Consider the following 14,204-nt stretch of genomic DNA (forward strand, 5'->3'; position numbering starts at 1 on the left):
CAGGAACGAGGAAAGTGCCGCAAGCGTAGCCAATATGCCGGCCCGCCGCCTGCCACGCTGGCGACAGCGCCCGTGGCGGCCCGGGCTTGGGCAGGCGCACTGCAGCGTCGCCGCCGCTGTGCTAGGGCGCTCCGTTGAGAGTGATGGCCCTAGGTGGCGCGGCGGCCGCTTGCTACAGTGCGCACATGCTCGCCTATCGACACGCCTTTCATGCCGGCAACCATGCCGACGTTCTCAAACACCTGGTGCTGGCCCGCGTCCTGCGCTACCTGGGCGAAAAGGACAAGCCCTACACCCTGGTCGACACCCACGCCGGGGCCGGTGGCTATTCCGTCGAGGGCCGCTACGCGCAGAAGAACGCCGAGTACGGCAGCGGCATCGCCCGGCTCTGGGACCGCAAGGACCTGCCCGAGCCCCTGGCGGCCTATGTCCAGCTGGTCAAGGACTTCAACCCGGACGGCCAGCTGCGCCAGTACCCGGGCTCCCCGGCCGTCGCCAACCTGTTGATGCGCGAGGCCGACCGCCTGCGGGCCTACGAGCTGCACCCCACCGATCACCGCATCCTGGCCAGCTACCTCGAGTCACGGCCCAACACCCAGGTCGCCGACACCGACGGCTTCGCCTCGCTCAAGGGCGAGCTGCCGCCGCCCTCGCGTCGGGGGGCCGTGCTGATGGATCCGCCCTACGAGATCAAGACCGACTACGGCAAGGTGCTGACCGCCCTGCGCGAGGGCCTGCAGCGCTTTGCCGACGGCGTCTACATGATCTGGTACCCGCAGTTGCAGACCCTGGAGTCGGCCCAGCTGGCCACGCGCCTCAAGGCCGCGGCCGATGCCGCCGCCAAGAAGGGCTGGCTGCATGTGCGCCTGACCGTCGCCCAGCCCGACGAACGTGGCTTCGGCATGCTGGGCAGCGGCATGTTCGTGGCCAACCCGCCCTTCACCCTGCACGACGAGCTGCAGGAGTGCCTGCCCTACCTGGTCGAGCATCTGGGCCAGTACGACGGCGCGAACTTCGTGCTGGAGCAGCGGGCGAGCTGAGGCCCGGCCGCCGGGCCGCACCGGCGGTCCGCCAAGAAAGAAAAAGGGGGCCGAGGCCCCCTTTGCTGTTGGTGCGCTGTTGGTGCGCTGTTGGTGCGGCGGGATCAGCGGATGCCCTGCTCGCAGTTCATCGGCAGCTTCTTGGGCGTGACGTCCCCCTGCATCTCGCAGACCCACAGCAGGCTGCCGTCCTTCTGCACCTGGGGCACCAGATTCAGCGTGGATTTGCCCAGGACGATGGACAGGGTCATGTTCTCACTGTTGAGGCTCAGCTGGGCGCCGGAGGGCAGTGTGCTGCCAATGCCGACTTCATCGAGCGTGTCGGGCACCGTTTCCTGCGCCTGATAGAAGGCGGACAGCGCCTGGCGGGCCGGCGCGCTGTCCGTCAGCGCTGTGGCGACCTTGGCCACGAGCTGGTACTCCTGGTATTTGGGCAGCGCGATTGCTGCCAGTACGCCGATGATGTAGACCATCATCAGCAGGCCGAAGCCGGCACCGAGGCGGCCGGCATAGGGCACGAAGACGGCCAGCAGCCAGGCCAGCGGGTTGCGGGACGGCACCTTGGCCTCCGGCAGCACGCGGGCGACGCGCTTGGTGTGCCAGGGGTAGGCCGCACAGAGCTCGTGGAAGGACATCCAGAAGCCGCCGGTCTCGCGCAGTTGGCGGAGGTAGCTCGGCAGGTCCAGGTCGCGCCAGCGCTGCGAGCCGGCGGCCAGCGCGGCCAGGGCCCGGGCCGCGCCCTCGGGGGTGTTGCAGCAGGCGGCGCCGTGGCGGTCACAGGTGTACTCGCGGGCCCGCGAATAGGCCGCGCCCAGCAGGGGCAGCCACAGCACCGGCCAGCGCAAGACCTGACCCTGCAGATGCTTCATGCGCAGATGGCCCAGCTCGTGACCCAGGTAGAAGCGCACGCCGTCCTCGTGCTGAGCCATGGCCTCCAGCGTCCCGCTCAGCAGCACGACGTACTGGGTGCCCAGGAATCGCGTGGCAAAGGCGTTGAGCATGCCGTCGCCGTTGAGCACATAGGCGCGCGGGAGCTGAGCGATGTCCAGGCGGCGGCAGCAGTCCTCGAACTGCTCCCAGAGGTCGGGAAACTGGCTGGCCGTCAGCTCGACGCCATTGCCCTTGATGTAGGAGATCAGTGCCGACTGCGCAAAGACATAGGCCAGGAAGGCCAGCAGCAGGCCGATCAGGGCGGTGCCGAAGGTGCCGACGATGAGCGCCAGCCAGACGAGGACCCCCAGCACGAGGGTGATGAGACCCAGCGTGCGTTCCTTGGGGTAGACGAGTTCTTTCATGGGACTTCCGTTGAGGCCGGGGCTCCGCAAGGGAGCATGGCCTGGGTGCAGGGCGGCCATCACGGCGCCCGGGGCCGCGATTGTGCCCAGCCGCCGCGCGTCGGCCGTCCCTCCGATGGGGGTGAATCGCATGCCTGCAACAGCGCCAGACGGGCGATACGCATGTCCATCGGCCGGCGCCGCGGGCCCGGGCCTGCTAGGCTGCGCCTCTTCCGTACCTGATCTCGCGAGGCGCATCTTGAGCAGCTCCGGCAGCCTTCCCTTGAGGCATTTCCTGCTGGCCCTGGCCGTGGTGGCCATCTGGGGCAGCAACTTCGTGGTGATCCGGCTGGGGCTCAACGCCTTCCCCCCGCTGCTCTTCGCGACCCTGCGCTTCTCGATGGCGGTGCTCCCGGCCATCTTCTTCCTGCCCCGGCCGGACGTGCCCTGGCGCAATCTGGCGGCCTATGGGGCGCTGGTGGGCGTGGGGCAGTTCGGCCTGCTCTACCTGGCCATGGGCTCGCAGATCTCGCCGGGCCTGGCCTCGCTGGTGATCCAGACCCAGGTCTTCTTCACCCTGCTGCTGGCCATGCGCATCACCCACGAGCCGGTGCGGGGCTTCCAGTGGCTGGCGCTGGGCCTGGCGGCCTGCGGCCTGGCCGTCATCGCCAGCCATACCGACGGCAGCACCACGGTGACGGGCCTTTGCATGGTCCTGCTGGCGGCCTTCAGCTGGGCCAGCGGCAATATCGTCGGCAAGAAGGCCGGGCGGGTGAACATGCTGGCCTATGTGGTCTGGAGCAGCTTCTTCGCGGCGCCGCCCCTGCTGCTGATGTCCCTGGTCTTCGAGGGGCCGGCCCGTATCGGCGAAGGGCTCAGCCAGGCCGGCTGGGGCGCCTGGGGGGCGGTGGCCTGGCAGGCCTTCGCCAACACGCTCTTCGGCTATGGCGTGTGGAGCTGGCTGCTGTCGCGCCATGCGGCCTCGCAGATCGTGCCCATGGCCCTGCTGGTGCCGGTCTTCGGCATGAGCACGGCGGCCTGGTACCTGCATGAGCCGCTGCCGGGCTGGAAGCTCACGGCGGCGGCCCTGGTGCTCAGCGGTCTGGCGCTGAACCTGCTGTGGCCCCTGCGGCCCTGGGCGAAGGCGGGAAACAAGCCCGCGACCACCGGCTGATCCCGGGCTCGCGGCCAGGGCCGCGGCGTATGCTCAGGCCATGGATGCCTCTCGCCGTGCGCTGCTGAGCCTGTTCGCCTCTCTGGTCCTGAACCTGGCCCTGGTGCTGCCCGCCCGGGCGGCCGAGCCGCGCGTCAATCTGTGGGTGGAGCTGCGCTGGGTGGACAGCCGCGTGAGCCAGGCGGCCGTCGCCGGCGTGCGTGATGGCGCGGTGGTGGTGGGCACGGGCGGCTCGGTCTCGCCCCGCGGCGCCATCGTGCTGAGTACCGAGCAGCACGCCGCGCAAGGCCAGCTGTTGCAGCGCCTGACCGTCCTCAACGGCTTTCGGGCTTCGGTGCAACTGGCCGAGCTCACGCCCCTGCAGTGGCTGGACATGAGCGTGCCGGTCTCTCCGGGCTCGACGGGACAGGCGCCGGCCCGGGACGCGGGCCGAGCCCAGCTGCGCCAGGGCTATGTCGAGCAGGTGCGCGGCTTCAGCCTGGAACCCCATTGGTCGGGCGGCCGCGAGCCGGTGCGGGTCACCTTGCGGACGCAAGACCTGACCCCCAGCGAGTCCGGCGCCGGCCAGCCGCCGGTGCGCACCGAGCTGGAGTCCACGGCCCTGGTCCCGCTGGACGAATGGGTGACCGTGGCCCGCACGGGTGGCCCGCTGCGGCGCAGCGAGCGCGGCACCTTCAGCACCCGTGACGCCGAGTCGGTGAGCAGCCGCGAGCTGCAGGTCCGCATTCAGGTGGCGCCCTGAGTCTGGAGCGCCTGTTTCGGTTAATTGGTATTCAAGTGGCATCTAATTTGCGCTAGGCTGCGAGCTCTTGCGTGAAAGGATCGCCATGCTCAAGTCCCTCCGGCCCCGTCGCCTGTGCCGCAGCCTGTGCCTGCTGCTGGTGGCGGGTCTCGTCGCCTCGGCCTGGGCCGACCCTCAGCCTGCGCCGCCGCCGCCCGCGGGCCTGTTCACGCCCGGCGCGCTGGACTTCGAGCCGACCAGCGGCAAGGTGCTGGGCCTCTACGTGGCCAACTGGGAGCCACCCAGCCGTGTGGCCGCCCTGCCCGCGGGCAGCCTGACGCATGTGCTCTACGCCTTCCTGCGCGCCTGCGGCCCCGGGCAACTGCCCAAGGACGCGCCCAAGTGCGAGGGCCGGGCCGAGCATTCTTTGGGCTGGAGCGCCGTCGATGCCCGCTTCGATGCTGCCTTTGCCGCGCTGAAGTCGCGTGCGCCGCAGCTGAAGGTGCTGGCCTCCGTGGGCGGCTGGGGTGGCTCGGATCCCTTCTTCCACTTCGCCAACGAGGCGCCGCGGCGCGCCGTCTTCGTGGCCTCGGCCCTGCAGTTCCTGCGCGAGCATCCGGCCTTCGACGGCATCGACATCGACTGGGAGCACCCCGGCGGCAATGGCAGCGCCAACGGTGTCGCGCTGGGCAGTCCGGCGGACGGGCAGGGCTTTGCCGATCTCATGCAGGACCTGAGGGCGGGCCTGGACCGCCTGACGGCTGAGACCGGCCGGCTCTACCAGCTGACCGTGGCCGTCAACCCCATCCAGCAGATCACCCGGCGCATCGACTACCGCCGCGCAGCGCCCGCCCTGGACCTGGTCTTCATGATGAGCTACGACTACCACGGCGGCTGGTCCGAGCGCGTGGGGCACCACAGCGCGCTGCACGGCTCGGCGCCGCAGTCGGACGATAGCCTGGCGCAGTCGGTGCAGAACCTGGTCGAGGCGGGCGTGCCCCGGGCCAAGCTGGTGGCCGGCGTGGCGATGTACGGGCGAGGCTTCAGCGGCGTGCGCGAGCCGCGGCACGGGGCCGGCAAGACGGGCGCCTTCCCGGGGGGGGACGGCTCCATGGGTTGGGCCGCGCTTTCGCAGCGTTATTTTGATGGGCAGGGTCGGCCGCGGCATGGCTACCAGGTGCTGTTCGATCCCCTCACCCAGGCCTATGCCCTCTACCAGCCGCGCCTGCAGCTGTGGATGGGCTATGACGATCCGCGCGCCGTGCTGGCCAAGGGGCAGTTCGTGCGCGAGCAGGGCCTGGCCGGGCTCTTTGCCTGGGAGTGGAGCCAGGACAACGGCGCCCTGCTCAACGCCATGAACCGCGGCCTGGGGCATCCGGTACTGCCGTGAGCCAGGTCAAGGCGCGGCGGCCCGGCTGCCAACAAGATGAGGACTCCCGCCCGCACGGAGCTCTCCATGACACGCATCCTGATCCTGCAAGGTCATCCTGATGCCGATGCACCGCATCTCTGCCATGCGCTGGCCGAGTCCTATGGCGCCGGCGCCCGCGAGGCCGGCCACGAGCTGCGCCAGGTGGACGTGGCCCGCCTGGACTTCCCTCTGCTGCGTTCCCAGCAGGACTGGGAGCAGGGGGCGCTGCCGCCCGGCCTGCGCCAGGCGCAGGAGGACATCGCCTGGGCGCAGCACCTGCTGATCGTCTTTCCCTTGTGGCTGGGCGAGATGCCGGCCCTGCTGAAGGGCTTTCTGGAGCAGGTGGCGCGGCCGGGCTTTGCCTTCAAGGCCGAGGGCGGCAACCCCTTCGGCCGCAAGGGCCTGCAGGGGCGCTCGGCCCGCGTGCTGGTGACCATGGGCATGCCGGCCCTGGTCTACCGCTATTACTTCCGGGCGCACAGCCTCAAGTCCCTGGAGCGCAACATCCTGGGCTTCGTGGGCATCGCGCCCATCCACGAGACCCTCATCGGCATGGTCGGCCAGCTCAAGCCCGCGCAGCTGCAGGCCCAGCAGGAGAAGCTGCGCCGGCTGGGGCAGCGCGCGGCCTGAGCCGCCTCAGTGCCACCACCGCAGCCAGCGGCTGCGCAGCGCCTGGCGCCAGTTGATGCGGGTGAAGAGCCAGACGCCCGCCAGCAGCAGGCACTGGCTGACGACGAAGTAGATGCCACCGGCCAGGCCGCTGAGCTGCAGCTCCAGCTGGCGCCCGGCATAGGCACCGCCGATCACGGCGACCGTGTAGCTGATGAAGCGCCCCACGAAGAAGGGCCAGGCCAGCAGCCGCAGCGGCGCCCGGGCCAGGCCGTAGGCCAGGAACAGCACGTTGGAGGGCAGGGGGCTGATGGCGAAGGCCAGGAAGGCCAGGGTGCTGGCTCGTTCGTGGCCCTTGATGGCGTCGGCCACCTCGTGCATGTTGGCGCGCATGGCGGGGCGCATCCAGCGGCTGGCGCTGATGCGCTGGGCGGAGCGGGCCAGCATCAGCCGACCGCCGGTGGCCGCGACGGCCGCCACGCCCGCGATGGCCAGCGGCGCGGTGCCGGGTTGCTGCAGGGCGTAGAAGGCGAGCAGCATCCAGGTCGGCGGGGCGAAGGCCGGCATGGCATTGAGCACGAAGACGCCGCCCGCCAGCAGCAGCAGCAGGCTGAACTCAGGCATGCGCGCCTCCGGGCACGGCCGGTTGTGCCGAGGGCGCCAGCAGCTCGACCAGGCGCTGGCCGGCCCGGCCCAGCGGGCGGTCCAGGCGCTGCACCAGCCAGGGCGTGAAGCGGTAGCGCGAGCCGCCCTCGTAGGCCAGCTCCTGCAGCGCTCCGCTGGCCAGGGGCTCGTCGGCCAGGTAGCGGGGGATCCAGCCGAAGCCCATGCCCATCAGCAGCGCCTGGCGCTTGGCCATGAAGCCGGAAAGATAGAAGACGCGTTCACCGCCAAACATGTGCCGATCATCGCCGCGTTCGCTGCTGTCCTGCACGCTGAGCTCCACATGGGCCTGCAGCTCGGCCAGCGTGGCAGGCCGCCCCAGCCGGGCCAGGGCGTGCTCCGGCGCGATGCACAGCACGCATTCCACCTCCGGCAAGGCCAGCGCCCGGCACTGGGCATTGGGCTCGTATTCCTTGACCAGCATCAGGTCGGCGTGGTCCTTGTCGAAGCGGTACTGCACGCCGTGCAGGAACTCGATCTTGAGCTGGATCCGCGTGGGGATGCCCTCTTCGGCCAGCTGCTTGAGCGCCTGCAGGGTGTCCGCCTGCGGCAGGATGCCGTCGACCACCACCAGCAGGCGCGGCTCCCAGCCCGAGGCCAGCTGCTGGGCGAGCGCCTCCAGCTGATGGGCGTGCTGCAGCAGGCGCCGGCCTTCGTTGAGCACGGCCTCGCCCTGCGGCGTCAGGCGCACGCGGTAGCCGCTGCGGTCCAGCAGGGGCAGGCGCAGCTGCTCCTCCAGCTTCTTGACCTGGTAGCTGACGGCCGAGGTGACCTTGTGCAGGTGCTCCGCGGCCTGTGCATAGCTGCCGTTGCGGACCACGGCGTCCAGCGCGGCAAGGGCCTCCAGGTCGAGCTTCATGATCGATTTTCTTGAATGAGTTTCGCAAGGAAATTCGCTTTCTTCGAATTTGAGCCCCAAGAAGAATCACGGTCAATCCACCCCCCCGCTCTACCCAGGAAAAGAGGAGACCCCATGAGCCAGATCAATCCCTGCGGCCTTCGCGGCATCGAGTTCACCGAGTTCTGCGGCCCGGATCTGCAGCATCTGGAGTCTCTGTTCTGGGCCTTCGGCTTCTCCAAGCTGCGCCGCCATGCGTCCAAGGACATCGCCTACTTCCGCCAGAACGACATCCACTTCCTGCTCAACGGCGAGCGCGAAGGCCATTCGGCCCAGTTCGCCCGCCGCCATGGCCCGGCCATCAGCGCCATGGGCTGGCGCGTGGACGACGCCCAGACTGCCCTGCACGCGGCGGTGAGCCGCGGCGCGGTGGAGGTGCCGGCCGCCCTGAAGGACCATGCCTATCCGGCCGTGTGGGGCATCGGCGAGAGCGTGATCTACTTCATCGATGCCCAGTCCTGGGGCTCCGCGCCCCTGTCGCTCTACGAGCGTGACTTCGTGGCCCTGGAGCAGCCCCTGGTCCAGCCGGACAAGGGCTTTCTGGTGGTGGACCACCTGACCAACAACGTGCCGCCCGGCGAGCAGGACAAGTGGGCGGACTTCTACCGCGACATCTTCGGCTTCACCCAGGTGCGCTACTTCGACATCCAGGGCGTCAAGACCGGGCTGACCAGCTTTGCGCTGCGCTCGCCGGATGGCTCTTTCTGCATCCCCATCAACCAGCCCAAGGATGACAAGGACCAGATCGCCGAGTACCTGCGCGAGTACAAGGGCCCCGGCGTCCAGCACCTGGCCTTCCTGACGCGCGACATCCTGGCCTCGCTGGATGCGCTCAAGGGCAGCCCCATCGAGACCCTGGAGATCGATGCGGACTACTACCGCGAGGTCTTCGAGCGCGTGCCCGGCGTGCGCGAGGACCACGCCCGCCTGGCGCAGCATCAGGTGCTGGTCGACGGCGACGAGCAGGGCTACCTGCTGCAGATCTTCACCAAGAACATCATCGGGCCGATCTTCATCGAGATCATCCAGCGCGCGAACAACCTGGGCTTCGGCGAAGGCAACTTCGGCGCCCTGTTCCGCTCGCTGGAGAAGGACCAGGAGCGCCGCGGCCTGATCTGAGGCTCGCACAAGGGCGCCCCCGGCGCCCATAGTTCACGGCAGGGCGGCCGGCGTTTGTGCGCTGTCAGCGTGCGCGCCGGCCTGCGGCGCTAGCCTTGGCAGGTTCCGGAGCCCTGCCCATGAAGAAGAAGTTGCTGGTCGTCGAAGACCAGTCCGAGATCCGCCAGCTCTTGCGCATGACCCTCGAGGACGAGGGCCTGGAGATTTTCGAATGCGCGGACGCCGCCACCGGCGAGATCCTGGCCCGCGAATGCCGGCCCGACGCCATCGTGCTCGACGTGATGATGCCCGGGCCCTTCGACGGCCTGGAGCTGTGCCGCCGGCTGAAGGCCGACCCCACGCTGTCCGGCATCAAGGTGCTGATGGTCAGTGCGCGCGGGCACCGCAACGATGTGCTGATCGGCCGCCAGGCCGGTGCCGACGAATACCTCATCAAGCCCTTCAGCCCTGCCCGCCTGGCCGAGCAGCTGCATCTCTGGTTCGACGAGCCCCCGCCGCTGCAGCCGGACATCGCCGTCTGAGCCCGGCCGCGGCAGGCGGCCTCGGTCCGGGCAAATACTGATCCCCCCGTTCGTGACAAATGTCGCGCCCCCGAGCGGCCTGGGGCGGGGATCAGGTCCGCGTCAGGATTAACCCCTTGGTCAGCGCCTGCGAGCTTTGCGACCCTTCGCCCCGATTCATTCCAGCCCCCAGCTTGAAAGGTGCGTGATGCGCAAGCAGTTGTTGCTCATTGAACCCCGGACGGACATTCGCAGCCTCCTGCGAGCCAGCCTCGACGCCGAGGATGTGGACATCCTGGAATGCGCCGACGCCGCCACCGGCGAGATCCTGGCGCGCAGCTGCCGCCCGGACGCCGTGGTGCTGGACCGCTTCATGCCCGGCCCCATCGACGGCATGGAGCTGTGCCGCCGCATCAAGGCCGATCCCAGCCTCTGGCGCACCCGCGTGCTGATGCTGGGCGGCGACCAGTTCGAGGAGATCGTCATCGACCTGGCCGAAGGCGCTGACGAATATCTGCCCGAGTCCTGCGCGCCCGAGCATGTCCAGCAGCAGCTCTCGGCCTGGCTGGAAGACGTGCCCGAGACCATTCTCGATATCTCGCTGTAACGCCTGCGCCCTATCATGGGTCGCATGAAGCTGGCCCTGATTGCCCACGACGGCAGGAAGAAGGAGATGGTGGCCCTGGCTGGGGAGTTCCTCGGCCTGCTGGGCCGCTGCACGCTGATGGCCACCGGCACCACCGGTGGGCGGTTGCAGCGCGAATGCGGGCTGCAGGTCGAGTGCCTGCTCTCGGGCCCGCTGGGCGGTGACCTGCAGATCGGCGCCCGCCTGGCCGTGGGCGGGGTGGACGCCGTGGTCTTCCTGCGCGACCCCATGACCCCGCAGCCGCATGAGCCGGACATCAACGCCCTGGTCCGCGCCTGCGATGTGCACGACGTGCCCTGCGCCACCAATGTGGCCAGCGCCCGGCTGATGCTGCAGGCCTTGCAGGATCGCCTGGGGCCGGGCTGACGCTCAGGCCAGCGTGCGCCGGAGGAAGTCCACGCTGCGCTGCCAGGCCAGCGCGGCGGCGGCGGCATCGAAGACCTCCGGGCGGGCGTCATTGAAGAAGGCGTGGTCGGCCTCGTAGTGGAAGCACTCGGGCTGCTGGCCGGCGGCCCGCATGGCCTGCTCCAGCTGCGCCGCCGCGGCCGGCGTGCACCAGTCGTCCCGTGTGGCGAAGTGGCCCTGGAAGGGCTTGCGGATGCGGGCCGGGTCGGCAAAACCAGCGGACGGAATGCCGTAGAAGCAGACGGCCGCATCGAGCTCCGGCACATGCACGGCGGCGGCCACGGTCAGCGCGCCGCCCATGCAGAAGCCCAGGGCCCCCACCTTGCGGCCCGTCGCGGCCAGGTGCAGCACCGCGCCGCGCAGGTCCTGGTGCGTGGCATCGGGAAAGTCCAGGCCGTTCATCAGGTGGCTGGCTTCGTCGGCGCTGCTGGCCAGGCGGCCGCGGTAGAGGTCCGGCGCCAGGGTCTCGAAGCCCGCGGCGGCGAAGCGGTCGGCCAGCGCCCGGATGTGCCCGTTGAGCCCCCACCATTCCTGGATCAGCACCAGGCCCGGCGCACCGGGCTCGGCCGGGGCGAGGTAGGCGGCGCTGCGCTGGCCGTCGGGTCGCTTGAACTCGATCATCTGTCCCATGGAGGCTCCTCAGGGTCTGGGTGGGCGGGCGCTGGCTATCATCGCACCGGTCCTGCCCATGTCGCGGGGCCGTCCGTGGCGGGCAGCGCACCCGTCCGTTGTCGGGACCGCCTGGCGCTGGGCCGAGGCGGGCATCACCCCGTGAGATGCGGGGCAGCCATGGAGGGCATGCATGAGTCTGCATGAGCAGCTGTATCGATGGACGGCCGAGCAGGGCCTGGACGGCACCCGGGCACGGCGCCTGTGGGCCCTCAGCGGCCTCGATCAGGCCCCGCCGGACGCCCTGGGCCGCTTGCGCCTGGGTGCAGCCGGCCTGGCCGCTGGCCTGCTGGGCCTGGGCACGATGATGTGGGTGGCCGCGAACTGGGGCGAACTGGCGCGCAGCACGCGTTTCCTGCTGCTGCAGGGCCTGCTGGCCGCTGCGCTGCTGGGGGCCTGGGCGCGGCCCGCCTGGCGCGGGGCCGCGGGCCTGCTGGCCCTGCTGAGCCTGGGGGGCCTGCTGGCCCTCTTCGGCCAGACCTATCCCACCGGTGCCGACGCCTGGCAGCTCTTCGCTTTGTGGGCCACGCTGGCCCTGCCCCTGTGCTGGGGGGCGCGCAGCGAGCTGGTCTGGACGCCCTGGGTGCTGGTGGTCGTCACGGGCATCAGCCTGTGGACGCACACGCACGCCGGCTTCCAGTGGCAGGCCACGACGGCCACGCTGGGGGTGCATGCCTGCGGCTTCCTGGCCTTCGCGCTGCTGGGCGCGGGCATGGCCCTCAAGCCGCCCACGCCCGGCGTGCAGCCCTGGGCCTGGCGGGCGGCAGTGCTGCTGGGTGTGGTCGGGCTGTCGGCCACGGCGCTGGGCAGCCTGATCGCGAGCCATGTGCAGCCGCAGTACCCGCTGGGCCTGCTGGTGCTGGCCGGCGGCCTGGCGGCGGCCTGGTACTGGCGTGAGGTCTATGCGCTCAGCGCGCTGGCCCTGGCCCTGGACACCCTGCTGCTGGCCGGCTTGGGCCGGCTGATGCTCAAGGGACAGCACGGCGACCCCATCGGCGCCATGCTGCTGCTGGGCCTGGTCGCGGCGGGCCTGCTGACGGCCAGCGTGCAGCTGATCCTGCGGCGCGCGCGGCCGCAGGGCGGGGCAGGGGAGGGCGCGCCATGAGCACCCCCTCCCTGCCTGACTGGATGGTGCAGGCGCGGCAACAGGGCCTGCTGCCGCCCGAGGCCAGCCTGCCCGTGGCGGAGCGCCCCTGGCCGGTCCAGCTGCTGACGGCCCTGGGCGCCTGGCTGGCCCTCATCCCTTTCGTCATCTTCCTGGCACTGCTGCTGGGCCGGGCCTGGGAGCATGGGGTGACGGCCTATGTCGTCGGCCTGCTGCTGCTCGCGGCCGGCGTGGGCCTGCTGCGCTCCGAAAGCGTGGGGCGTTTCCTGGAGCAGCTGGCCCTGCCCCTGCTAATGCTGGGGCTGGGCAGCGTGGGCTATGCGCTGGGCCGCGACCTGCCCAGCCGTCTGGCGCCGGCCCTGGGACTGCTCCTGTGTGCTGCCCTGGTGCTGGCCCTGCCGCGGCACTGGCTGCGCCTCATGCTGGGCGTGGCGGGGGCCTGGCTGTGCCTGCTGCTCGTCCGGGGGCCGCACTGGATCGGGGGCGATCTCGCCCCGCTGTGGTGGTCGGTCTACCTGACGCTGGGCCTGTGGGGGCTCGCCCAGGCCTGGCTGCACGCCCAGGGCCTGCGCGCGCCGGGCGCTGCCGCGGCGGCCCTGCTGGAGCCCGTGCTCCGGGGCTGGGTCCTGGGCCTGCTGCCCGTGCTGGCCTGGCTGTCCGGGCCCACCTTCATGATGAGCGGGGGGCTGGGGTCAGGTCTTGCCAGGGAGCTGCATGCGGCCTTCGGCGCGCACCTCTGGGCCTCGGGCCGAATGGGGCCGGCCGCGATGTCGGTGCTGGCTGCCGCGCTGGGCCTGGCGGCACTGCCGCAGGCCTGGCCCGTCCTGCGGCAGTGGCGGCTGCTGGTGCCGGCGCTGCTGCTCCTGGGGCTGTCCTTTGTGCTGCCTGCCCTGGGCGCCTGCCTGCTGGTCCTGGGCCTGGCCCTGGTGCGCAGCCGCCGCGTGCTGGCCCTCGGCGCGGCCGCCGTGGCCCTGTGGACGCTGGGCAGCTTCTACTACCAGCTGGCGCTGCCCTTGACGGACAAGGCCCTGATCCTCGTGGCCTCGGGCACCGTGCTCGGGGCCTGGCTGTGGCTGACGGCCGAGCGCCGTCCGCTGCGGCTCGGCCTTGCGAAGCCCGAGGGCGCCGCGCGGTGGTCGATCCCCGTGTGCGGCCTGCTCTGCCTGGGCGTGGTCAACGGGCTGATCTGGCAGAAGGAGCGGCTCATCGCGCAGGGCCGGCCGGTCTTCGTGGGGCTGGCGCCGGTGGACCCGCGATCACTGATCCAGGGCGACTACATGCGCGTCAACTACGCCCTTCCGCCGCTGCCTCCCGTGGCCGAGATCGCCGGCCCCTGGCAGGAGCGGCCTCGGCTGGAGGCCCGGCTGGACGCCCGCGGCGTGGCCACCGAAGTGCGCCTGCTGCAGGCGCAGGAGGCGCCGGCCGCCGGCACCCAGCTGCTGATGCTGAGCCCGGTCAATGGCCACTGGACGCTCGTCAGCGATGCCTGGTACTTCCAGGAAGGCCAGGAGCCGCGCTTGCGCGCAGCGGCCTTCGGTGAATTCCGCGTGATGCCCGACGGCCGCGCCCTGCTCGTGGGCCTGGCCGACAGGGACCTGCGGCGGCTGCCCTGAGTCCTCGGCTTCAGCCCGCCTCGGGATCGCCGCCGTCCAGCATCAGGTCGATCAGCTGGTGCAGGAAGTCCAGGGCCTCCTCGGCGGAGGCGAAGTAGTACTCGCCCCCGAGGTCGGCCGCGTCCCCATCCGGGCCGATGTGGGCCAGTCCCCAGCCCTCGGCGCCGCCCCCGATGGCCAGCACGGCGAAGCTGCCGGGCGGCAGCTCGCGGGCGCTGCCGCTGGTGATGCGGATGTCCTTGCCGCGGTAGGTCTGGAAACGTTTGAGGGGTTGGTACATGGCCCGGATTGTCGGCGCAGCGCGCAGCCGCGGGCGCAGCCTATAGTCGCGGCATCTTCACCTTGGGAGCCCTGGCC

16 protein-coding genes are annotated in these 14,204 nt (G+C 70.7%); 11 read left to right on the forward strand and 5 right to left on the reverse strand.

From position 1 onward, the window contains the following. Positions 1 to 185 precede the first annotated feature (185 nt). On the forward strand, positions 186 to 1,040 hold the full coding sequence (locus ABDJ40_RS02100) for a 23S rRNA (adenine(2030)-N(6))-methyltransferase RlmJ (protein WP_347605495.1): 855 nt from the start codon (positions 186 to 188) through the stop codon (positions 1,038 to 1,040). A gap of 104 nt (positions 1,041 to 1,144) precedes the next feature. On the opposite strand, the gene ABDJ40_RS02105 is transcribed toward ABDJ40_RS02100, so the two are convergent. Next, complete coding sequence (locus ABDJ40_RS02105) at positions 1,145 to 2,335, reverse strand: M48 family metalloprotease (protein ID WP_347605498.1); 1,191 nt, start codon at positions 2,333 to 2,335, stop codon at positions 1,145 to 1,147. Between the two features lie 238 nt (positions 2,336 to 2,573). On the opposite strand from ABDJ40_RS02105, the gene ABDJ40_RS02110 reads away from it, so the two are divergent. The 4 genes from ABDJ40_RS02110 (at position 2,574) to ABDJ40_RS02125 (ending at position 6,250) form a co-directional block, all read left to right on the forward strand. Continuing rightward, on the forward strand, positions 2,574 to 3,488 hold the full coding sequence (locus ABDJ40_RS02110; RefSeq protein ID WP_347605500.1) for an EamA family transporter: 915 nt from the start codon (positions 2,574 to 2,576) through the stop codon (positions 3,486 to 3,488). 40 nt (positions 3,489 to 3,528) lie between these two features. Then, positions 3,529 to 4,230, forward strand: coding sequence for a hypothetical protein (locus ABDJ40_RS02115; protein ID WP_347605502.1), 702 nt, complete (start codon positions 3,529 to 3,531; stop codon positions 4,228 to 4,230). Between the two features lie 85 nt (positions 4,231 to 4,315). After that, the gene (locus ABDJ40_RS02120; protein ID WP_347605505.1) at positions 4,316 to 5,599 is read left to right on the forward strand and encodes a glycoside hydrolase family 18 protein; all 1,284 of its coding nucleotides are present in this window, start codon (positions 4,316 to 4,318) and stop codon (positions 5,597 to 5,599) included. A gap of 66 nt (positions 5,600 to 5,665) precedes the next feature. Next, positions 5,666 to 6,250: an NAD(P)H-dependent oxidoreductase gene (locus ABDJ40_RS02125; protein WP_347605508.1), complete on the forward strand. Its 585-nt coding sequence runs from the start codon at positions 5,666 to 5,668 to the stop codon at positions 6,248 to 6,250. Between the two features lie 6 nt (positions 6,251 to 6,256). Here the strand turns inward: ABDJ40_RS02125 and ABDJ40_RS02130 are convergent, their stop codons facing one another. Then, positions 6,257 to 6,853, reverse strand: a complete 597-nt coding sequence (locus ABDJ40_RS02130; protein ID WP_347605511.1) for a hypothetical protein — start codon at positions 6,851 to 6,853, stop codon at positions 6,257 to 6,259. Further along, positions 6,846 to 7,751: a LysR family transcriptional regulator gene (locus tag ABDJ40_RS02135; protein ID WP_347605514.1), complete on the reverse strand. Its 906-nt coding sequence runs from the start codon at positions 7,749 to 7,751 to the stop codon at positions 6,846 to 6,848. Before ABDJ40_RS02135 ends, ABDJ40_RS02130 begins: the two co-directional genes overlap by 8 nt. A 114-nt stretch (positions 7,752 to 7,865) precedes the next feature. Here ABDJ40_RS02135 and hppD point away from each other — a divergent pair, with 114 nt between their 5' ends. From hppD to ABDJ40_RS02155, 4 genes are all read left to right on the forward strand, one after another. Further along, positions 7,866 to 8,909 (forward strand): 4-hydroxyphenylpyruvate dioxygenase, encoded by a 1,044-nt coding sequence (gene hppD, locus ABDJ40_RS02140; RefSeq protein ID WP_347605517.1) that lies wholly within the window; start codon positions 7,866 to 7,868, stop codon positions 8,907 to 8,909. A gap of 119 nt (positions 8,910 to 9,028) precedes the next feature. Further along, positions 9,029 to 9,430: a response regulator transcription factor gene (locus ABDJ40_RS02145; RefSeq protein ID WP_347605520.1), complete on the forward strand. Its 402-nt coding sequence runs from the start codon at positions 9,029 to 9,031 to the stop codon at positions 9,428 to 9,430. Between the two features lie 187 nt (positions 9,431 to 9,617). Next, positions 9,618 to 10,016 carry a response regulator transcription factor gene (locus ABDJ40_RS02150; protein WP_347605523.1) on the forward strand — a complete coding sequence of 133 codons (399 nt, stop codon included), beginning with the start codon at positions 9,618 to 9,620 and terminating at the stop codon, positions 10,014 to 10,016. Positions 10,017 to 10,040: 24 nt separating this feature from the next. Further along, complete coding sequence (locus tag ABDJ40_RS02155; RefSeq protein ID WP_347605526.1) at positions 10,041 to 10,421, forward strand: methylglyoxal synthase; 381 nt, start codon at positions 10,041 to 10,043, stop codon at positions 10,419 to 10,421. A 3-nt stretch (positions 10,422 to 10,424) separates the two neighbouring features. Here ABDJ40_RS02155 and ABDJ40_RS02160 read toward each other — a convergent pair whose 3' ends face one another. After that, positions 10,425 to 11,090, reverse strand: coding sequence for a dienelactone hydrolase family protein (locus ABDJ40_RS02160; RefSeq protein WP_347605529.1), 666 nt, complete (start codon positions 11,088 to 11,090; stop codon positions 10,425 to 10,427). 172 nt (positions 11,091 to 11,262) lie between these two features. Between ABDJ40_RS02160 and ABDJ40_RS02165 the strand changes: the two genes are divergently transcribed. Both ABDJ40_RS02165 and ABDJ40_RS02170 read left to right on the forward strand, forming a co-directional pair. Continuing rightward, positions 11,263 to 12,234 carry a DUF2157 domain-containing protein gene (locus ABDJ40_RS02165; protein ID WP_347605532.1) on the forward strand — a complete coding sequence of 324 codons (972 nt, stop codon included), beginning with the start codon at positions 11,263 to 11,265 and terminating at the stop codon, positions 12,232 to 12,234. After that, positions 12,231 to 13,847 carry a GDYXXLXY domain-containing protein gene (locus ABDJ40_RS02170; protein WP_347605535.1) on the forward strand — a complete coding sequence of 539 codons (1,617 nt, stop codon included), beginning with the start codon at positions 12,231 to 12,233 and terminating at the stop codon, positions 13,845 to 13,847. The genes ABDJ40_RS02165 and ABDJ40_RS02170 overlap by 4 nt, the downstream gene beginning before the upstream one ends. 10 nt (positions 13,848 to 13,857) lie before the next feature. Here ABDJ40_RS02170 and ABDJ40_RS02175 read toward each other — a convergent pair whose 3' ends face one another. Further along, on the reverse strand, positions 13,858 to 14,127 hold the full coding sequence (locus ABDJ40_RS02175; RefSeq protein ID WP_347605538.1) for a hypothetical protein: 270 nt from the start codon (positions 14,125 to 14,127) through the stop codon (positions 13,858 to 13,860). Positions 14,128 to 14,204: the final 77 nt, after the last annotated feature.

The organism is Roseateles flavus (assembly GCF_039872765.1).
Taxonomy (GTDB): domain Bacteria; phylum Pseudomonadota; class Gammaproteobacteria; order Burkholderiales; family Burkholderiaceae_C; genus Roseateles_B; species Roseateles_B flavus.